Here is a 17,051-nt window from a genome sequence, read left to right on the forward strand (position 1 = left end):
GTAGTCGTTGATGGCATCTTGCTAGTGTTCATCTCACTCGGGGCGCTCAAACTGTTGCCTCTTCGCGCTGACTGCCAAGGTAAGATTGCTTGACCAATGCGCTGGCGGCTACTTCACTCGCAGGACCGGACAATACAATCCGGCCACGATCCAGGACATAAGCGGTGCTGGCGAATTGCAGTGCCAATCGCGCGTTTTGCTCGACCACCAACATGGAGGTTCCCAAGGTGTCGCCGACGACTTTCAGTTGCTCATAAATCGTTTCCACGATCAAGGGCGCGAGGCCTAGCGACAGCTCATCGACCAGCAATAGTCGGGGTCCTGCTACCAACGCCCGTCCTAACGCCAGCATTTGCTGTTCACCGCCGGAAAGCCAGCCAGCGGCTTGTCGACGTCGCTCAAGCAAGCGTGGAAAAAGTGTGTATACCGCTTCCATCCGTTTGCTGACAGCGGCCCGCGGCAATATAGCAGCGCCGACCTGTAAGTTTTCTTCGACGCTTAATTGCTTGAATACCAGTCTGCCTTCCGGCACCTGCGCCATACCAAGTCGCACCAATTGGTGCGAAGGCAAACCAAGAATAGAATTCCCTGCGAAATCGATCCTGCCAGCTGTGACGCCGCCGCCATGCAAACCCAGCAAACCGGTAATCGCGCGGATTAAGGTGGTTTTGCCAGCACCATTAGCGCCTAGCAGGGCGACGATGCTGCCCGCTGGCAAGGCCAGACTGACCGAATCCAGCGCCAAACCTTTACGTGCATAGGCAACCGACAGATTGTCTACATTGAGCATTATTTCCATACGTTGCTCCGCCATGAGGAAAACCGCTTACGCAATTGGACGCCAAGGCCAGCCATGCCGCCCGGCGCAAAAATCAACAATATAACCACCAGCAGTCCAAAAGTCAGATTCACCAGTTGCGGCTTACTATTTAGCAAAAACTGACCAACCACACCAGGCGATCCGCCCGCATGGGTCGCAAAACCGCTGATCACGGCTGGCAACAATAACCAGATAACCGCCCCACATACTGAACCGGCCAGCGATCCCATCCCGCCAATAATGATCATGGCGATGAACTGGACCGCGAAGTTGATGCTGAAAAAATCCGCAGCAACATTGGTCATGAAATACGCGTATAAAGCACCCGCCATTGCAGCGATGGCGGAGCTAAAAGCGAAGGCTTTCAAGCGCAAAATGCGTACGTCGATACCAGCCGCAGTGGCAGCCAGCTCATGATCACGCATTGCCATCAATGCGCGCCCTTCACGTGAGCGCATGGTGTTGCGCAAACACATATAAACCACGGCCACCAATGGCAGCAAAAAGAAATACCAGCGCAATCCAGAGTCGAGTGCAAACGGTCCGACCTTAGCTTCGTTGAAAGGAATACCCACTACGTCAAAGAATTTGTACTGGTATTCGGCAAGCAGATATACGACGATAAAATGCAACGCTAACGTTGACAGCACAAAATACAATCCGCGCACGCGTAACGACGGCAAACCCGCGAAGACTCCGGCTAAGGCGCCAGCTACTCCCGCGGCGATCAGCACCAATGGAAAAGGCCAGCCCCATTGCGTTCCCGTCACGGCGGCAGCAATCGCACCAACCGCATAAAACGCAGCGTGACCGATAGAAATCAAACCGGCACAACCCGTTAAATAATTGAGCGATAGTGCACCTAAAATGGCGATCAGCGTCAGGTTGACTTGCGTTAAACCAATATTCAGCAGTTGCAGGTTAGATAGCCGAAAACCGAATATCGCACGTTGATCCAGTACCACCGGTAAGTAGCACAGAATAGCGATAGCAGCGATGATGCCGATCCAGCGCCAGGGAAAAACAGCGGCTGGTGTTGGGATCACCAATGTTTGGGCGGATGCCTGTAATTGAGGTTGAGTACTCATCGCATCACACCCGACCGAGTTCACGTTGACCGAACAAACCCCACGGTCTCACCATCAGAATCATCAATAGCGGTGCATAAATCAATATGTCACGCGCTTTAGGTGAGATATATGCGGACCCGAATTGTTCAATTAAGCCAACCAGCAAACCACCCACAATGGCGCCCGGAATACTTTGCAAGCCACCGATCACCACCGCTGGTAAGGCCAGCAAACCAATGTTTTCCAGCTCGACAGTCGCCACTTGCAACTGTCCTAAAAAGACGCCCCCGATAGCCGCCAGGACGCATCCGATAGCCCACGCCAGGGCATTGATGCGATTGACGTTGATGCCAGACACAAGCGCTGCTTCATGACTATCAGCAGTGGCCCGCATCAGTAAACCGGCCGACGTGAACTTGAAGAAAGCACCCACGCCTGCCATACAGGCCCAACTCACCAACGCAGCGGTTAAATGCAATTCTGATATCCGTACACCGCCGACTAAAAAACTGCCGGTTGGCAAGGGCGTCATCAATGACCTTGCCTGTGGTCCGTAAATCAATTCGATCATGGCACGCAGCACAATCGCCAATGCAATAGTGATCATAATCACCGGTAACAATGGACGACCGGCCAAAGGACGAATCAATAACGCATGGATTGCAGCGCCCAATAATGCCGCGGAAAGGACGATGAAAACCACCGCCATCGGGAAAGGCAAACCGAGCTGCGTACTGCCAGTCACGGCCAAATAAGCACCGACAACAACCAACATACCCTGGGCAAAATTAAACACCCCGGTCGCCTTAAATATCACCGCGAAGCCAAGCGCCACCAAGCCGTAAATGCTACCCAGCGCTAAGCCGCTGAAAAGGATTTGGGTCATCATATTATTTGGCGACCTGCTGATAGTCACCGTACTTGCCATACGCCTTGAAGCGCTTGGTGTCGTAATCGTAGTTATAAGGTCTCAGTTGCACTAACCCAAGATGATTGTCGGGTGTGTATTTCAGTTGCGACGATACGCCTTTAGTATCTACTTCAAAGCCTTTCGCCATTGCTGCAACCATCGCAGCACGGGTCGGCGCAGCGCCAGCCCGGGCGATCGATTCGGCTGCCAGTTGGCCAACCACCCATCCGGCGACATAATTACCATCGTTCTTCAACGCGCCATTGCCATATTTATCGGCTAACGCCGACATCTCTTTAATAGCAGGCGTTTCTTCGATTCCGCCCGGCGTGAAGCAGCTGACAAAATAATAGTTGCTGCCAGTCTTAGGGCCCAAAGCCTCATACACACCCGGCGTGCCGAGATAAGTAATGGCGAAGGTTGGAATATTCAAACCGTATTGCTGCATCGCCCGCATTACCAAAATGGCGGTAGTCGGTACGCCATGAATGGCGACGAAATCCGGTTTCATTTTAATGATTTCGAGCACTTGCGCAGTCGCATCAGCAGCGGCTACTTTTATTTGAATCGACTTCGACGTGCCGCCGCGCTGCGCCACCGCTTCATCAATATATCCTGCGTATTCTTTACCGGACGCGACATCAAGGTTGATGGTGGCGACCGTTGGCGCTTTCAGTTTCAGCTTATCGATAAAAAATCCGACACCAACTTGTGCCATTTCACGGAAACCGCAAAAGGAACCATAAAATAGTGGCGATGCAGGCTCAACCGCTGGTTTGGTCGTCACATAAGTACCGACAATAGGCACCTTGCCACGTCGGATTGACGGTGCCAAGGCAACCTGCGCGCTCGAGTTGCCGACGCCAGAAATGCCTAATACGGGAGTTTGATTGACTAGCTTGTCGTAAGCGACGCGATCCAGCGATGCGTCGTAGCGGTCATCTTCAGCCAGAATGTTGATTTTGCGGCCATGAATACCGCCGCTTTCATTCACCTTGCGCATATACGCCTGAAAACCCTTTACCCAAGGCAACTGGGCTGCCGAAGCCGGTCCACTCAGATCCATCATGACGCCCCAATCAATATGATCGGCATAGACGCCATCGCTTTCTTGCTCGAAAGCATTAGCGCTAAAAGCGAAGCTGGCTGCGATTAAGCCAAGCGCAAATTTACCAACAGAGGCGCGTGCGCCACTTTTCAACATAGTCATTTCATCTCCCGTGGTCGCTCACCTGTCAACGCTAAGCGATCGCAGGAAAGTCGTTTTAATATTTAGTGTTTTTCGAATATTCGAAAACCAATCTTTGTTTGCGAAAATATTATCACGAATATGCATCCCAGCAAGGTTGATTTAACGATTTATCGCCGAAACATTTCAATGCTTAATGCATCCAGGAAATAGTGATAAGACATAGGCAACTTTGCCCCGCGAAGTGGCTATGAACCTTCACCACAAAGACATTAACTTGGGGAGTAAAGGTAGAAAAGTACGGGAAGAAGAAGAAGAAGAATACCCCGTTGGCGGAGCACTTGGATGCCAAATCGGTTTTGTAGGAGTTACGCAAACCCGTCCCAGCAACGGGCTTGCCAATCCTGCCGACGCAGACAGTACGCCAGTACGGCAAGGAAAGCACAAAGCCGCTGGGGCGGGTTGACGTAGCTCCTACAAACTATAGGGCGGCACCGCCGTCCATAGCTACTTCCGATCCGGTCATGTATGCGCTGTCATCAGACAAAAGAAACAACACCAATTTGGCAATTTCTTCCTTGGTGCCAAGACGTTTCATTGGCACTTGCTGTACCCGACGAAGGTTTTCTTCGCGGCTACGGATGTTGAGCATATCGGTATCAATCGGCCCTGGATGAACCGAGTTGACACGAATATTGCGATCCGCCAACTCTAGCGCGGCGGCCTTGGTCATACCGCGCACCGCCCATTTGCTGGCCGTGTAAGCAATTGAATTAGGCGCGCTGCGCAAGGCCACAGTGGATGACATATTCACGATCGCGCCGCTGCCGGTTTCTTCGAAAGCTGCGACCACAGCGCGCATGCCAAGAAAAGTACCCAATTGATTGATGCGCATATGCCGTTCGAACTGGGCGGTGTCGGTATCGACTAGCGCTTGCGGGGTGTACACGCCAGCATTGTTGACCAAACCGTGTAATTTTCCCATGCTGCGGGCAACGGCAACGGCTGCATCCCACTGCGCTTCGGAGGTGACATCCAACGGCTGAAAAATACACGCGTCGCCTAATTCTTGCGCCAGTTGCTGGCCTTCTTCGATCAGGACATCGGCAATCACAACCTTCGCGCCTTCGGCCACCAGAAAACGGGCTTGCGCAGTACCGAGGCCACGTGCGCCGCCGGAAATCAAAAATACTTTGTTAGTAAAACGCGTCTGTTCGTGATTCATATTGGCATTCATAATAAGGTTTGAAAGGCTCTGCACCTGATGCAAAATTGGTCCGTTGATCGCACGGGCTGTTATAGCCACATCAGGTGTTTGGATCGGTCCAGCGCAACGTCAGGCAGATGTAAATGCAAAGCCACGATAGTCATCGGCGACTACTTCTTCGCAAATCACGCTGTAATTTCCGAAGCCGCCCACGTAAGGCAAAAAGACTTGCGGTTTCCCCGGAATATTTGCGCCCATAAACCAGGACTTCGTACTTGGAAAGAGTGTCTTTGAGGCGACTTCATTCACGTGGGCTACCCAATCGTTCTCGGCACTCAGATCCGCCTCGGCCACGCCACGCTCGTTTTTTTGCATGGAAGCAAGACAATTGGCAATCCAGTTCACATGCTGCTCGATGGCCACGACGACATTGGTCAAAATCGATGGACTGCCAGGACCCGTAATGAAGAAGAGATTAGGGAAACCAGCTGTCATCAATCCCAGATAAGTCCGCGGCCCATCAGTCCACTTATCTTTTAGTGCGAGACCTCCGGTTCCACGAATATCAATGCGATCAAGCGCGCCGGTCACCGCGTCGTAACCGGTGGCAAACACGATACAGTCCAAATCATATGTAGCAGCAGCGGTACGCATTCCTTCCGGTACGATTTCTACAATCGGTGCAGTGCGCAAATCGACCAGACTGACGTGCGGTTGATTAAATGTCTGGTAATAATCGGTGTCGACGCAAATACGTTTGGTGCCGATGGCGTGGTCGTTCGGTGCTAGCAATGCCGCGATATCGGGATCATTGACCGTGGTGTGAATTTTATTTCGCACGAATTGTGCAGCGCTGTCGTTCGAGCTGCGGTTGGTATAAATATCGTTGAACGCATGCGTGTAGTTGGCTCCGCCACGCTGCCAGCGGCGCTCGTATTCCGCCTCGCGCTCAGCTTCCGGCACGTCGGTGGTGGCGCGCGTGCTGTATTCATACAAGATACCGGAACGGGTGTGTCGCGCTTTTTCGCGGTTCGCGGCGTAGTCAGCCTTCCAACTTTGTTGGTCTTCGTCCGATAGTGGACGATTCCAGGCAGGAATGCTGAAGTTAGGTGTGCGCTGAAACACCACTAATTCGCTGGCCTGACGCGCAATCACCGGTATGGTCTGGACCCCGGACGAGCCAGTGCCAATAACCCCGACACGCTTGCCGGTGAAGTCGACCGGCTCATGCGGCCAGTTTCCGGTGTGATAGAACTGTCCTTTAAAACTATCCAGTCCGGCCAGATCCGGCATGCGCGCTGCCGACAGACAACCTGCGGCAGTGATCAGGAAACGCGCTGACATGGTGTCGCCATGCTCTGTAAGAACAGTCCAGCGCTGACTTTCAGCATCATAGATGGCGCTGCTAATTCTGGTTTCGAATGCGATGTCGGAACGCAATTCAAAACGGTCGGCGACGTGGTTGATGTAACGCAAAATCTCGTCCTGCTTCGGGTAACGCTCAGTCCATTGCCACTCCTGCTGTAACTCCTCGGAGAATGAATAGGAATATTGCATGCTTTCTACGTCGCAACGGGCGCCAGGATAACGGTTCCAATACCAGGTGCCGCCCACGCCCTTTCCCGCCTCGCACACTTGGGTTTTCAAGCCGAGCTGGCGCAAGCGATGCAACATATATAAACCGGCAAAGCCAGCCCCAACGACAACGACGTCGACATCGCTTGCAAGGGCGGAGTGAGTGGGTGAGGAAGTGCGAATCATGGGTGTGTCTTTCTAATCTGTTGCGGTAAGGGAATACAAAGCGGCACCGAGCGTGGCGCCGATATAATCGACAACGATATTGCTGGTAGACAAAAATTGTCCCATCATCAGCATGCCGTGAATCTGGTCCGACAAGTGCAACGAGGTGACGCGCACGCCCTCCTCCTCCAGCCGACGGGCGTATGCTAACCCTTCGTCACACAACGGATCGTTGCTGACCGTCACGACCAGTGCAGGCGGTGTTCCGGCCAGACTCGAAGCCTTGATCGGAGAAGCGTGCCAGTCAAGCCTGTCCTTCACCTCAGGCGTGTAATGATCAATGAAATAGTGCATGGTGGCGGCGGTCAGCGGGATGCCAGCAGTCATGGTCTGATAGGAATTGCTGGCGGCAGTCAAATCTACGGCAGGATAAATCAGCGCCTGAAACGCCAGCGGAGGCACAGTACCATCGCGTGCCATCAATGCCAGTACTGCGGCGAGGTTGCCGCCTGCACTGTCGCCACCGACAGCAATGCGGTCCGGCACGATCGACATCTCGACGGCATTATCCACGACCCATCGCAATGCAGTCGCTGCGTCGTCCAGCGCCGCTGGAAAGCGATGCTCCGGTGCTAACCGATAATCAACCGCCACCACGCACACGCGCGCTGCATTGGCTAAGCGACGACATAACCGGTCGTGGCTTTCCAGATTGCCGATCACCCATCCGCCGCCATGCAAAAAGACCAGACAAGGAAGTTGCTCGTCCAGAAGAGTGCCCATCGGACGATACAGCCGCAGGCACAAGGATCCACCCAATCCGGGAATATAAATATCACGCACCGATGCAACTTCCACTGATGGTGCTTGCATGACATCCTTCGAAGCAGCGTAGGCAACGCGGGCAGCGTCGGGCGTCATTGCTTCAAACGGGACGCGCCCCGCTGCACGGCCTAGCGCGAGCAAATGTTCGACTTCAGGGTCTAATGTTGGCATGTGATTACTCGAGTGGGTTGATAGAGACGTGGCGTCTTAAGGTCAAAAATCCGACGCGACATTTTGTTATGACAACTATATCGTTTTTTTTGCGTCGTTGCACCGCCTGTTCGTGCACAATTGACTCATGGTTGACGCGGCGATTGCAGATAACTATACTTTAATTTCGAAAAAGTTTTCGCTATTTCGAAATTTAATTGAGACTCATGAAGTTAATTCAAAGAGGAATTTATTTTGATTGTCATGCAAACATTAGAAAAAGCGCGAACAATAGAAACCGGTTGTCGTGCGCGCAATAGTCCACAGTTCGTTGGACATATTACCGATTTGATCGAGCCGGATAGCAAAGCAATTACCACCAACGGCGTAGCAAGAGCGCAAGCCTATCTGGTCGAGCAAAAAGCGAATTGGACGCTGCCGACACATTTTCATACTCAGCATCAATTTCAGGTATTTGTCGCCGGCGACGGATTTCTTGGAAAGCATGGCATCCGACATTTAGAGGTGCATTATGCGTCTCGCTATTCTGCCTATGGGCCGCTGATGTCTGGTGAAGGGGGCGTCTCTTATCTGACTTTGCGCCTGCTTGGCGATACTGGCGCATGGTATCTGCCGGAATCACGACCACATTTACCGCTACGCATTAAGAAACAGCAAATGCATGCGGCACCCAGTGCCACAGTGATGGCGCAAGCATTGTCTGGTTTGGAATCAGTAGTTGAAGAAGTGCTGATCGCGCCGGAAGAAAGCGGGCTTGCCGCATGGATCGTCCGTGTGCCACCCCACCACAAAGTAGCTGCTCCTGAATGCGGGGAGAATAACGGTGGGCGTTTTTATGTAGTGACAGACGGTGCGCTGTGTGTCGACAAAACAGATTTAACTGCCTTGGCAACACTCTTTATCCCGCACGATAATGTGCTGGAACTTCAAGCTGGGGCGACAGGTGTTGAAGTGCTCATATTGCAGTTTCCCGCCAGCGCCCTGATTGACGCCAGCGTTGTTCCTGCTTAAACCTGCGGTAGCTTAAGCGTCTGAGGGCGACAACTGATGTAGTCGCTCCATGGTCTCGATATACTCAAGCTGTAGTCGGTACATGACATCCCGCACTGAACTTTCTTCATTGAGCATGCCGACGACCTGACCGACAGGGAAAGAGTACAAATCCTTGCGCTTGGCGCGCACTACGCGTGCATGCGCTTCGTTGTAGAGAATACCTTGTAGCGGAGTCGGTAAGTAAGCGGGCGCACCCGGTTGCTCCCATGCCTCCGACAGTAAGCTCTTAATCATGCGTACCGGCTTGCCGGTCCGGGCACGACGCCGCACTGCATCCTCAGTCTTAGTCTCGAATAAGACTTCTTTCTCAAATGGGTCTAACTCACTCTCACGTGTGCCGAGCCAAAGACTGCCGCACCAGACCCCTTGTGCTCCTAATGCCAGCGCCGCTGCAATCTGACTACCTTTGGCAATGCCGCCCGCCGCTAACACGGCGACGTCATCACCGCACGCTTCAACGACCTGCGGCACCAACACCATCGTGGCGATATCACCGGTATGTCCGCCTGCCTCAGTGCCTTGCGCAACGATGAGCTGGACACCGGCAGCGCGATGACGCGCAGCATGCTCGCCTTTGCCGCACATGGCACCGATCATGACACCACGTTCGCGCAATTCTGCCACTATATCCGGTGGCGGCGATCCCAGCGCGCTGACGACCAGCTTGACTTGGGGATGCGTCAACGCCACGCGTAGCAAGCGGCGTGCACCATCGGGTGTCATGTTGCCGCGACCATGCACAATCGAAGCGTGGATGCGCTCACGTTCGTCTTCGGGAAGGGGCGGAACGCCAGCGTCATCCAATATTTTATCCAGGAAAGCGCGATGCTCATCCGGAATTAACTTTTCCAGATCTTGCGTGCTGCTTTCTGATTGTTTGTCGTACTTCGTCGGAATAATGACATCTACTCCATACGGGCGACCGCCCACATGTTCATCGATCCAGCATAATTCGGTTTCTAGTTGCTCAGGCGAAAAAGTCGAGGCACCTAGCACGCCGAAGCCGCCCGCCTTGGTCACTTCCACCACGACGTCGCGGCAGTGAGAGAAAGCGAAGATCGGTAAATCACAACCGAGTTTTTCACAAATAGGGGTACGCATAGTTCTATTCCTTAGCGAAGCGAGTGCGAGATAGTAAATTTAAATAAGAGTTACAGCGCAATACCAAGCTTTTTCACCAGCGGTGTCCAGCGTGCAACTTCAGCAGCGACAAAAGCTTGCGCTTGGGCAGGGCTAGATTTCAGTACAGGTTCAATTCCCAGTTGGGTCAACTGTGCCTGTATGGCAGGACGCGCCATCGTACGATTTACGGCCAGCGAAATCGGGTCAGTTACATCACGCGGTGTGCCTAATGGTGCCGCAAGCAGGTTAGCAGTTCCCGCGATCAAATCGTATCCAGCCTCCCGTGAGGTTGGCACATCCGGCAGATTTCTTTCTCGCGCTTCCGCCATCGTGGTAATGATGCGCAATTTGCCGGATTTTTGATATGGCATGAGCGTGCCGGAGGTCTCGATAACCATTTGCACTTCACCGGCTAGGGAAGCCACAATCGCGCCCGCACTACCTTTGTACGCAATATCGGCTACATCAATCCCTGCAATCGATTTAAATAGCTCGCCTGCCAGATGGACCGTTGTACCAAGTCCGGCATGTCCATAAGATAATTTATTGGGATGTGCTTTGGCGTAAGCGACGAGGCCCTTGAGGTCCGTAAAGGGAAGGTTTGGGTTGACCGCGATCACGAATGGGGCGTTGCTCAGCAGCGCTATCCATTGGAAATCGGTCACTGGATTGTAAGGCGGATTAGCATGCGAAATGGGGGCGGACACGGCAGTGGAACCGGTTGCCATCATCAATTGACTACCATCCTTGGGGCCGTGCAAAAATGTCAGAGCGACGGTCAAACCACCGGCACCAGGCTTATTTTCAATAATAATCGGATTGCCTAACTCTTCCCGTAATGCGTTCGCAAAAATGCGCGCAAACGTATCGCCGGAACCGCCGGGCGGAAAGCCGACCATGATTTTTACAACCCCATCAGTAAAGCGGGCGGCGGCGGCAGGATTAATACCAAACGCCAAACTTGATAGGGCTACGGCCGCGCTCTGAATGATGTGGCGACGCTGGGGCGAAGCGGGTGATCGGATTGTCATTGCTGTTCTACCTAGGGCGATGGTAAGCGAATTGGATGCGGAAAATGATGCTCGATCAGCATCAGAACGCTGCGTCTCTTTATCGAAATTTCGAATTATTATTCTTTATTTCGAAAATGATACCACGCGAGCCTTGGATAACTTATTTTAATTAGTAGAACCGCATTCACACTTTGATACGAAGCGAGGACAGAATGGTGTTATTTTAAAGTGTGATAAATCAATGACTAGCCATCAAAAGTGAGGCCAATAAAATCTGCTCTTTGACTGAAGGGTCGGGGAAAATGATGCCGAGGGAGCGCAATGCGGCGATGGACTGTTGAGGTTAAAACAAACAGCCGCGGGCTCGTTGCCGCGGCATGTCTGCTACGCAATACTAAATCGACGTAACGTCTTGCGCGACATAAACCTTAATCGGTTGCGTAAGGATATTAGCCGGTGCGACCCGATTCAAGTCAAACGTTGAAACATTGGTACCGACGTCAAAGTACCAGGCGAACGATTTGTCGCCAACAACAAACTTGACCGTTTGACCGCCGGTCACATTGACATACTTGGTATCAGGTTTGATGTTGATGGTTTGCGTCGCGGTTCCTGTCGTACCGGGATCACCCAAAAACTTCAGTGGCAATTCTGCTGCAAATGAGGAAGAGCATGCTATGGCGAGTATTGAAGCCAAAAGCGAAGTGCGCAGTGTGCCAGCGGCAGTAAGGGCGGAGATAGAATTATTGGACATGATGTACTCCTTTGTGTTGGTTGTTAAAATTACAATACTTCTAATACTTTTTCTTTACTTCTGAAATAACGAATAAGCCAATCTGTGGCTTCAACTCGATTGCCTTACAACTTGCATTGATTGTTGTCCGACAAAACTAATTATACGCCTTTTACTTTGCATGTTAATATTTAGTATGAAAACCAAAAAAGAGACAAACTATGCCTGACACACTTCAACAACATGACCGTGACCTAATGCATTTGACAATGTCACTCGGCCAGATAACACGCGCCTATAAGGTTGCCGCCGATCAAAGCGTATCGAATTTAGGCTTGTCGCAAGCTACCGCATGGCCACTGGTTATGATTGGCCGCCTCGGTAGCGGCGTGCGCCCGGGCAGCGTCGCTGATGCATTGGGATTGGATCCTGCCTCTGTGGTGCGCGTGATTGATCATTTGATTGCCGCAAAATTGGTCGAACGGCGCGAAGATCCTACCGACCGCAGGGCGAAGCTGTTATATCTTACTGAAGAGGGAAGTTGTCGCGTGCTGAAACTGGAAGCGGCACTGTTACCCTTCCGACGGCAGTTGTTTACCGATATCGATACCGCGGATATTCATGCGTGCTTACGCGTTTTCGACGCTTTAAGCGGTGCGCTGGCTTCGTGCCCGACGCGCAGTGACACACTTTAATGGGCAGTCTGATAGATGCGGGGAAAACCAGCGTTGCAATGCTGGTTCTCTGGTGTGTAAATTATTACATTGCAACATTTCCCTGTAAGTGAGCAAGGGAAATAAAACATGCATGCTAAATATTACCCTTGGTTCCTTTCAATTGCTGGGGACCCACGCACGGAACGATAAGTAACCGGCCGACCGCGTTTGCTCAAAACGATTTGCCAAAGCTGGCCTTGACCTGAGCGAAAAAAACCAGCAGAAGAAAGTAAGAAGTATTTCCACATTCGATAGAAACGCTCGCCGTATTTATCCTTCAATGTGGGCCATGCTTTATCGAAATTATCCCACCATGCCATCAGCGTTCGGTCATAATCGCGGCCGAAGTTGTGCCAGTCATCAATCAAAAACCGTCCTTCAAGGGCGCTGGAAATTTGTTTCGCCGAGGGCAAATGACCATTCGGGAAAATATATTTATCCAGCCACATATCCCTTCTCGTCTCAGTCACATGGTTACCAATGGTATGCAATAGAAAAAGACCATCTGCCTTTAACAACTTGCCGACAACATCAAAGTAAGTAGCGTAATTTTTTGCTCCGACGTGCTCAAACATACCCACCGATACAATCTTATCGAACTCACCGGTAAGTTCTCGGTAGTCGGTTAACAAAATGGTGACGGGCAATCCTGCGCACTTTTCTTGCGCCAGCTTTTGTTGCTCTTTTGAAATAGTAATTCCGACGACTTCGACCTGATATTTTTCTGCAGCGTAGCGTGCTAAACCGCCCCAACCACATCCGATATCTAGTAACCGTTCACCCGGCTTTAATTCAAGCTTACGACAAATCAATTCAAGCTTATGCAGTTGCGCCTCTTCCAGATTTTTTGCGTGCTCCCAATAGCCGCATGAGTACATCAAATTTGAATCGAGCATGCTTTCGAATAGATCATTACCGATGTCATAGTGCTGCTCGCCCACCCGAAAGGCACGATTTTCAGTTTGAAGATTGAAGAATTTTTGACGTAAAATTTCCAGCGCAAATCTGAACTTGGCGGGACCTACGACTGTTTGCTCGAGGTCATGACTGGTGATTTTGAAAAAAAATTCATCAAGCTGCTGACTGTCCCAATCTCCGTCCATGTATGACTCGCCGATCCCCAGTTCCCATTTTGTAAACATTTTCCGAAAAAAAGCATTATCGTAAATTTGCATGTCCCATGGCGCGTCTCCGTTCAACTTGACACCCGCATGTTCAAACAACTGGTTGATGATTTTCGGACCATTCGCTTTCATATTGAGCGTTGTCGGTGTCAATCCACTACTGTGCGAAGTTGTCATGTTATGTCTACCCGAGTATGAAATTTCTGATGCTCTTTGCGAAATAATAATCAGTCTCACGTCTTCTATTAATAACTCGGAATATCAACTTTTATTAATTATGCGAGTTACTAATCATAATAGATAAATATCAGGCGTAAAATTTTTTTAGGCGGGACATGAAATAACTCTTTTCCTCCATCACAATTGTGTTTGCGCACAGAAGTAAAGCCCGATTTGTTTCATCGCGATTGGCAGATACTAACCAGTGGTGATTCGCCAGAATGGTCTAGTGTAAATTTAAATGATGCGAGATGGCGATGATTAATTTTGCATGACTTGAATGCGTGCAATAATTTGATGCTGGATGAGTATATTCACAGTGAATAAAAATGTAAACAGGCAGCCAACCAAGCGCTGCCTTCGCCATCTTCACATAGTTTGCATTGCAATCGCATCGACGATTGCTGAATCGGTCACACGTTTAAAAGCGAAACAAGTGGGTGAGAATTATGAGTGCGCGGTCGGAAGCCACTCTTCCAGAGTCACCTCGAAGGTCATACAAATTGGGTTCGCACCGGCGACAAAGGGGCCACCATAAACGTTACCCTCCGGGTCGGCAACGACGCCAGTGAGTGATGCAATGAGAGAACCATCATCCTTTGAGCGAACCTCTCCCGCAAGGCTGACAATCTCAACCGCTGGCCCTTTAATCTGGACATATTTGCCATCCAGCGTTCCCAAACACGCATCCACCAGACTACCCAGCGCCCCCCGCACGAAGGCGTTCTTGAAGCCCTCTGCGATACACAGTTTCTCGACCCCTAAAACCAGATCTTCGTTAGGTGCGATACGTGCATAAGCAACGCGTCCCATAGTGCCGGTTTCAACGATCGTTGTATCATTCATTCGGACTCTCCGCTTGCGGTTGTATTAAGGGAATATTCGTTTCTGGATCGAAAGTCACGCGTAGTTCAAAGCCATCCAACGAGGTAACCAGCACCGAAATTGGGGTCGATCCAACAATACAGGTATCAGTAATGATGTGACCGCCCTTCACTGTCCCATTCTCTGTGCGAATAGCCGCATGACAATGCACGATGGGACGACCATGCTGATTTTTACCCAGCGTAGCATTGCCAAAAATCATGTATGCGCGCCCAGCCTGAATCGGTTTCGAATAAGCGATCATGGCTTGATGAGATGGATCGGGCGGCGCGACGCAGTATTCGAGATGATCGAAATAACCACCGAGTATCGTGGTCGAGGCGTTCTTGATACCGATCTCGATCAATGGCTTCACAATAGCTTCAAAGAGACTTAAGCCTGGCACCAGCGTCAAACGGACATGTCTGCCACTGGCGGAATGCCGACTTTGAATACGGACCGGATTAAACGGTCCGGGATGCAGCATCATGCGTGGCCGATGCGCCTGTGGCGAGGCATTCGTATGTGACGCGTTCCTGGTGTTCATAGATGACACTCCCCTTCTGCCTCCAATAACGCTTTAACCTCTTTCTTTACAATCTTTCCGTAAGCGGATTTCGGCATTGTTTCCCAAAACACAAACCGACGCGGCCACTTATATTTGGCGATGCGTTCCTCCAAATGTGCCTGTAACTGTCCGCACTCCACAGTCAAATTGTCTTTGGTAACGATCACCGCAATACCGCTTTCACCCCATTTCGGGTCCGGCAAACCCAGTACCGCGACTTCCGACACTGCCGGATGGGTCAATAATGCTTCTTCAATTTCGCGCGGGTACACATTAGAACCACCTGAAATATACATATCAGAGGAACGACCGGTGATATAAAGAAATCCTTCACGATCAACGTGGCCTATGTCGCCGGTATGAAACCAGTCGTCCTTAAATGCCTTGGCATTGGCATCCGGATTGTTGTGATAACCCATGAATACGGCGAGGCCGCGTACGCATATTTCGCCGGTCTCGAATGCCGTCAACTTTTGTCCGCTATCATTGAGAATGGCAATCTCCATTCCCGTGCGGGGAATGCCGCACGTGCCGACCCGCGCATGCGGATCGTTGTCATCGTCGGTATGCATATAAGTCGGCAAAAATGTAATGTTGCCGGTAACTTCGCCGAGCCCGTAATACTGCACCAACACCTTACCGAGCTTCTGTAGCGCGTAACGCTGGTCGGCACGATACATCGGCGCGCCAGCGTAGATGACGTGCTGAAGCGAGCTGTGATCGTAACGGTCTACCGATGGATCTTCGGTCAATATTTTGACGATGGTCGGGACAGTAAACATATTATCGATACGATGTTTCTCTACCAGTTGCCAGGCTTCCTCCGGCACTAATCTTTCGGTCGCAAGCAATACGCTGGCAGCACCGCGGGCCGTATTGACAATCGCGTGTATTCCAGCGCCGTGCGAGAGTGGAGCAACTACCAAGGAACGCGAGCGATGCGATAGTCCTGGTAGCAAATCAGCCAGATGGTTGGTCACCACAAACGCCATTTGTCCGTGCGATAACATTCCTGCTTTTGGATGGCCGGTCGTACCTGATGTATAGAAGAACCAGAGCGGATCTTCATACTCTACCTCGACCTCGTCAAACGGCACTGCACCGCTTGTCGGCGCTGCTGCAAGAGTCCCATAGTCCATTTCTCCGTCACGCGCATCGGAGAGGGCAATCACATGTGTCAGCGCAGGAGAAACAGCTTTAATAGCATCGACGTAATGTGCCAAACCACGGTCATACAACATCACCGTCGCACCGCTGGATTGCCCCAGATAAGCGGCTTCCGGTGGCGTAATACGCACGTTGGTAGGAACCCATACCAAGCCGAGTTTGAATGCGATCCAGGCGCTCTCAAAGATTTGCAAATTGTTGCGAGAATGCACCAAAAACCTGTCACCCTTTTTGACGCCTAATTGATGCAAAGCATGCGCTACCGCATCGACGCGGTCATTAATATCTTTCCAGGTAGCGACGTCATCGCCAATAATGATGCCCGCGTCATCGGGAAAACGGCGCGCGACATCCGATAACAGCCGCCCCAGATTCATGACTTTTTTTAACATGGTCTCGCTCTTATTTCGGTTGGGCTTATTAATTGTTGTTGCATGTGAGCTGTGCGGAGACAAGACAAACATCAAGAATTCAAGATTGATTTGCTCTGGTTTGCTTTGCTTTTACACCGCCTCATCAGGTGCCTCAAAAAACCTGTTG

Annotated in this window: 17 protein-coding genes; 3 read left to right on the top strand and 14 right to left on the bottom strand. The window is 51.3% G+C overall.

Features of this window, described 5'->3' with window-relative positions; all coding sequences use genetic code 11:
• Positions 1-46: 46 nt before the first annotated feature.
• The 4 genes from RGU75_RS03425 to RGU75_RS03440 are packed head-to-tail and all read right to left on the bottom strand — an operon-like array spanning position 47 to position 4,010.
• Positions 47-799: an ABC transporter ATP-binding protein gene (locus RGU75_RS03425; RefSeq protein ID WP_322233025.1), complete on the bottom strand. Its 753-nt coding sequence runs from the start codon at positions 797-799 to the stop codon at positions 47-49.
• Positions 790-1,908: a branched-chain amino acid ABC transporter permease gene (locus RGU75_RS03430; protein WP_322233027.1), complete on the bottom strand. Its 1,119-nt coding sequence runs from the start codon at positions 1,906-1,908 to the stop codon at positions 790-792. Before RGU75_RS03430 ends, RGU75_RS03425 begins: the two co-directional genes overlap by 10 nt.
• A gap of 4 nt (positions 1,909-1,912) precedes the next feature.
• Positions 1,913-2,779, bottom strand: a complete 867-nt coding sequence (locus tag RGU75_RS03435) for a branched-chain amino acid ABC transporter permease (protein ID WP_322233029.1) — start codon at positions 2,777-2,779, stop codon at positions 1,913-1,915.
• A gap of 1 nt (position 2,780) precedes the next feature.
• Complete coding sequence (locus RGU75_RS03440; protein ID WP_322233031.1) at positions 2,781-4,010, bottom strand: ABC transporter substrate-binding protein; 1,230 nt, start codon at positions 4,008-4,010, stop codon at positions 2,781-2,783.
• A 229-nt stretch (positions 4,011-4,239) separates the two neighbouring features.
• Between RGU75_RS03440 and RGU75_RS03445 the strand changes: the two genes are divergently transcribed.
• Entirely contained in the window at positions 4,240-4,455 is a 216-nt protein-coding gene (locus RGU75_RS03445) for a hypothetical protein (RefSeq protein WP_322233033.1), read from the top strand.
• Between the two features lie 15 nt (positions 4,456-4,470).
• On the opposite strand, the gene RGU75_RS03450 is transcribed toward RGU75_RS03445, so the two are convergent.
• From RGU75_RS03450 to RGU75_RS03460, 3 genes are all read right to left on the bottom strand, one after another.
• Positions 4,471-5,214 carry a glucose 1-dehydrogenase gene (locus RGU75_RS03450; protein WP_322233035.1) on the bottom strand — a complete coding sequence of 248 codons (744 nt, stop codon included), beginning with the start codon at positions 5,212-5,214 and terminating at the stop codon, positions 4,471-4,473.
• A gap of 111 nt (positions 5,215-5,325) precedes the next feature.
• Complete coding sequence (locus tag RGU75_RS03455; protein WP_322233037.1) at positions 5,326-6,957, bottom strand: NAD(P)/FAD-dependent oxidoreductase; 1,632 nt, start codon at positions 6,955-6,957, stop codon at positions 5,326-5,328.
• 12 nt (positions 6,958-6,969) lie between these two features.
• On the bottom strand, positions 6,970-7,932 hold the full coding sequence (locus tag RGU75_RS03460) for an alpha/beta hydrolase (protein WP_322233039.1): 963 nt from the start codon (positions 7,930-7,932) through the stop codon (positions 6,970-6,972).
• A 243-nt stretch (positions 7,933-8,175) separates the two neighbouring features.
• On the opposite strand from RGU75_RS03460, the gene RGU75_RS03465 reads away from it, so the two are divergent.
• The gene (locus tag RGU75_RS03465) at positions 8,176-8,943 is read left to right on the top strand and encodes a hypothetical protein (protein WP_322233041.1); all 768 of its coding nucleotides are present in this window, start codon (positions 8,176-8,178) and stop codon (positions 8,941-8,943) included.
• 12 nt (positions 8,944-8,955) lie between these two features.
• Here RGU75_RS03465 and RGU75_RS03470 read toward each other — a convergent pair whose 3' ends face one another.
• The 3 genes from RGU75_RS03470 to RGU75_RS03480 form a co-directional block, all read right to left on the bottom strand.
• Positions 8,956-10,086: a nitronate monooxygenase gene (locus RGU75_RS03470; RefSeq protein ID WP_322233043.1), complete on the bottom strand. Its 1,131-nt coding sequence runs from the start codon at positions 10,084-10,086 to the stop codon at positions 8,956-8,958.
• Positions 10,087-10,136: 50 nt separating this feature from the next.
• Positions 10,137-11,138 (bottom strand): tripartite tricarboxylate transporter substrate binding protein, encoded by a 1,002-nt coding sequence (locus RGU75_RS03475; protein WP_322233045.1) that lies wholly within the window; start codon positions 11,136-11,138, stop codon positions 10,137-10,139.
• A 376-nt stretch (positions 11,139-11,514) separates the two neighbouring features.
• A complete protein-coding gene (locus RGU75_RS03480) occupies positions 11,515-11,874 on the bottom strand; it encodes a CzcE family metal-binding protein (protein ID WP_322233047.1) in 360 nt (119 codons plus the stop codon).
• A gap of 200 nt (positions 11,875-12,074) precedes the next feature.
• Here RGU75_RS03480 and RGU75_RS03485 point away from each other — a divergent pair, with 200 nt between their 5' ends.
• On the top strand, positions 12,075-12,548 hold the full coding sequence (locus tag RGU75_RS03485) for a MarR family winged helix-turn-helix transcriptional regulator (RefSeq protein ID WP_322233049.1): 474 nt from the start codon (positions 12,075-12,077) through the stop codon (positions 12,546-12,548).
• A gap of 122 nt (positions 12,549-12,670) precedes the next feature.
• Here RGU75_RS03485 and cfa read toward each other — a convergent pair whose 3' ends face one another.
• From cfa to RGU75_RS03505, 4 genes are all read right to left on the bottom strand, one after another.
• Positions 12,671-13,870: a cyclopropane fatty acyl phospholipid synthase gene (cfa, locus tag RGU75_RS03490; RefSeq protein ID WP_322233051.1), complete on the bottom strand. Its 1,200-nt coding sequence runs from the start codon at positions 13,868-13,870 to the stop codon at positions 12,671-12,673.
• A 489-nt stretch (positions 13,871-14,359) separates the two neighbouring features.
• The gene (locus tag RGU75_RS03495) at positions 14,360-14,758 is read right to left on the bottom strand and encodes a PPC domain-containing DNA-binding protein (protein WP_322233053.1); all 399 of its coding nucleotides are present in this window, start codon (positions 14,756-14,758) and stop codon (positions 14,360-14,362) included.
• Positions 14,751-15,323: a PPC domain-containing DNA-binding protein gene (locus RGU75_RS03500; RefSeq protein ID WP_322233054.1), complete on the bottom strand. Its 573-nt coding sequence runs from the start codon at positions 15,321-15,323 to the stop codon at positions 14,751-14,753. Before RGU75_RS03500 ends, RGU75_RS03495 begins: the two co-directional genes overlap by 8 nt.
• Positions 15,320-16,975: an acyl-CoA synthetase gene (locus RGU75_RS03505; protein WP_322233056.1), complete on the bottom strand. Its 1,656-nt coding sequence runs from the start codon at positions 16,973-16,975 to the stop codon at positions 15,320-15,322. The genes RGU75_RS03500 and RGU75_RS03505 overlap by 4 nt, the downstream gene beginning before the upstream one ends.
• Positions 16,976-17,051: the final 76 nt, after the last annotated feature.

This window comes from Glaciimonas sp. CA11.2, from assembly GCF_034314045.1.
GTDB lineage: Bacteria > Pseudomonadota > Gammaproteobacteria > Burkholderiales > Burkholderiaceae_D > Glaciimonas.

Excerpts from the sequence above, each read along its gene's own strand:
- RGU75_RS03440 (WP_322233031.1), bottom strand. The coding sequence starts at position 4,010 with ATGACTATGTTGAAAAGTGGCGCACGCGCCTCTGTTGGTAAATTTGCG.
- cfa (WP_322233051.1), bottom strand. The coding sequence starts at position 13,870 with ATGACAACTTCGCACAGTAGTGGATTGACACCGACAACGCTCAATATG.
- RGU75_RS03505 (WP_322233056.1), bottom strand. The coding sequence starts at position 16,975 with ATGTTTGTCTTGTCTCCGCACAGCTCACATGCAACAACAATTAATAAG.
- RGU75_RS03445 (WP_322233033.1), top strand. The coding sequence starts at position 4,240 with ATGAACCTTCACCACAAAGACATTAACTTGGGGAGTAAAGGTAGAAAA.
- RGU75_RS03485 (WP_322233049.1), top strand. The coding sequence starts at position 12,075 with ATGCCTGACACACTTCAACAACATGACCGTGACCTAATGCATTTGACA.
- RGU75_RS03480 (WP_322233047.1), bottom strand. The coding sequence starts at position 11,874 with ATGTCCAATAATTCTATCTCCGCCCTTACTGCCGCTGGCACACTGCGC.
- RGU75_RS03450 (WP_322233035.1), bottom strand. The coding sequence starts at position 5,214 with ATGAATCACGAACAGACGCGTTTTACTAACAAAGTATTTTTGATTTCC.
- RGU75_RS03460 (WP_322233039.1), bottom strand. The coding sequence starts at position 7,932 with ATGCCAACATTAGACCCTGAAGTCGAACATTTGCTCGCGCTAGGCCGT.
- RGU75_RS03495 (WP_322233053.1), bottom strand. The coding sequence starts at position 14,758 with ATGAATGATACAACGATCGTTGAAACCGGCACTATGGGACGCGTTGCT.
- RGU75_RS03475 (WP_322233045.1), bottom strand. The coding sequence starts at position 11,138 with ATGACAATCCGATCACCCGCTTCGCCCCAGCGTCGCCACATCATTCAG.
- RGU75_RS03455 (WP_322233037.1), bottom strand. The coding sequence starts at position 6,957 with ATGATTCGCACTTCCTCACCCACTCACTCCGCCCTTGCAAGCGATGTC.
- RGU75_RS03500 (WP_322233054.1), bottom strand. The coding sequence starts at position 15,323 with ATGAACACCAGGAACGCGTCACATACGAATGCCTCGCCACAGGCGCAT.
- RGU75_RS03435 (WP_322233029.1), bottom strand. The coding sequence starts at position 2,779 with ATGATGACCCAAATCCTTTTCAGCGGCTTAGCGCTGGGTAGCATTTAC.
- RGU75_RS03470 (WP_322233043.1), bottom strand. The coding sequence starts at position 10,086 with ATGCGTACCCCTATTTGTGAAAAACTCGGTTGTGATTTACCGATCTTC.
- RGU75_RS03430 (WP_322233027.1), bottom strand. The coding sequence starts at position 1,908 with ATGAGTACTCAACCTCAATTACAGGCATCCGCCCAAACATTGGTGATC.
- RGU75_RS03465 (WP_322233041.1), top strand. The coding sequence starts at position 8,176 with ATGCAAACATTAGAAAAAGCGCGAACAATAGAAACCGGTTGTCGTGCG.
- RGU75_RS03425 (WP_322233025.1), bottom strand. The coding sequence starts at position 799 with ATGGAAATAATGCTCAATGTAGACAATCTGTCGGTTGCCTATGCACGT.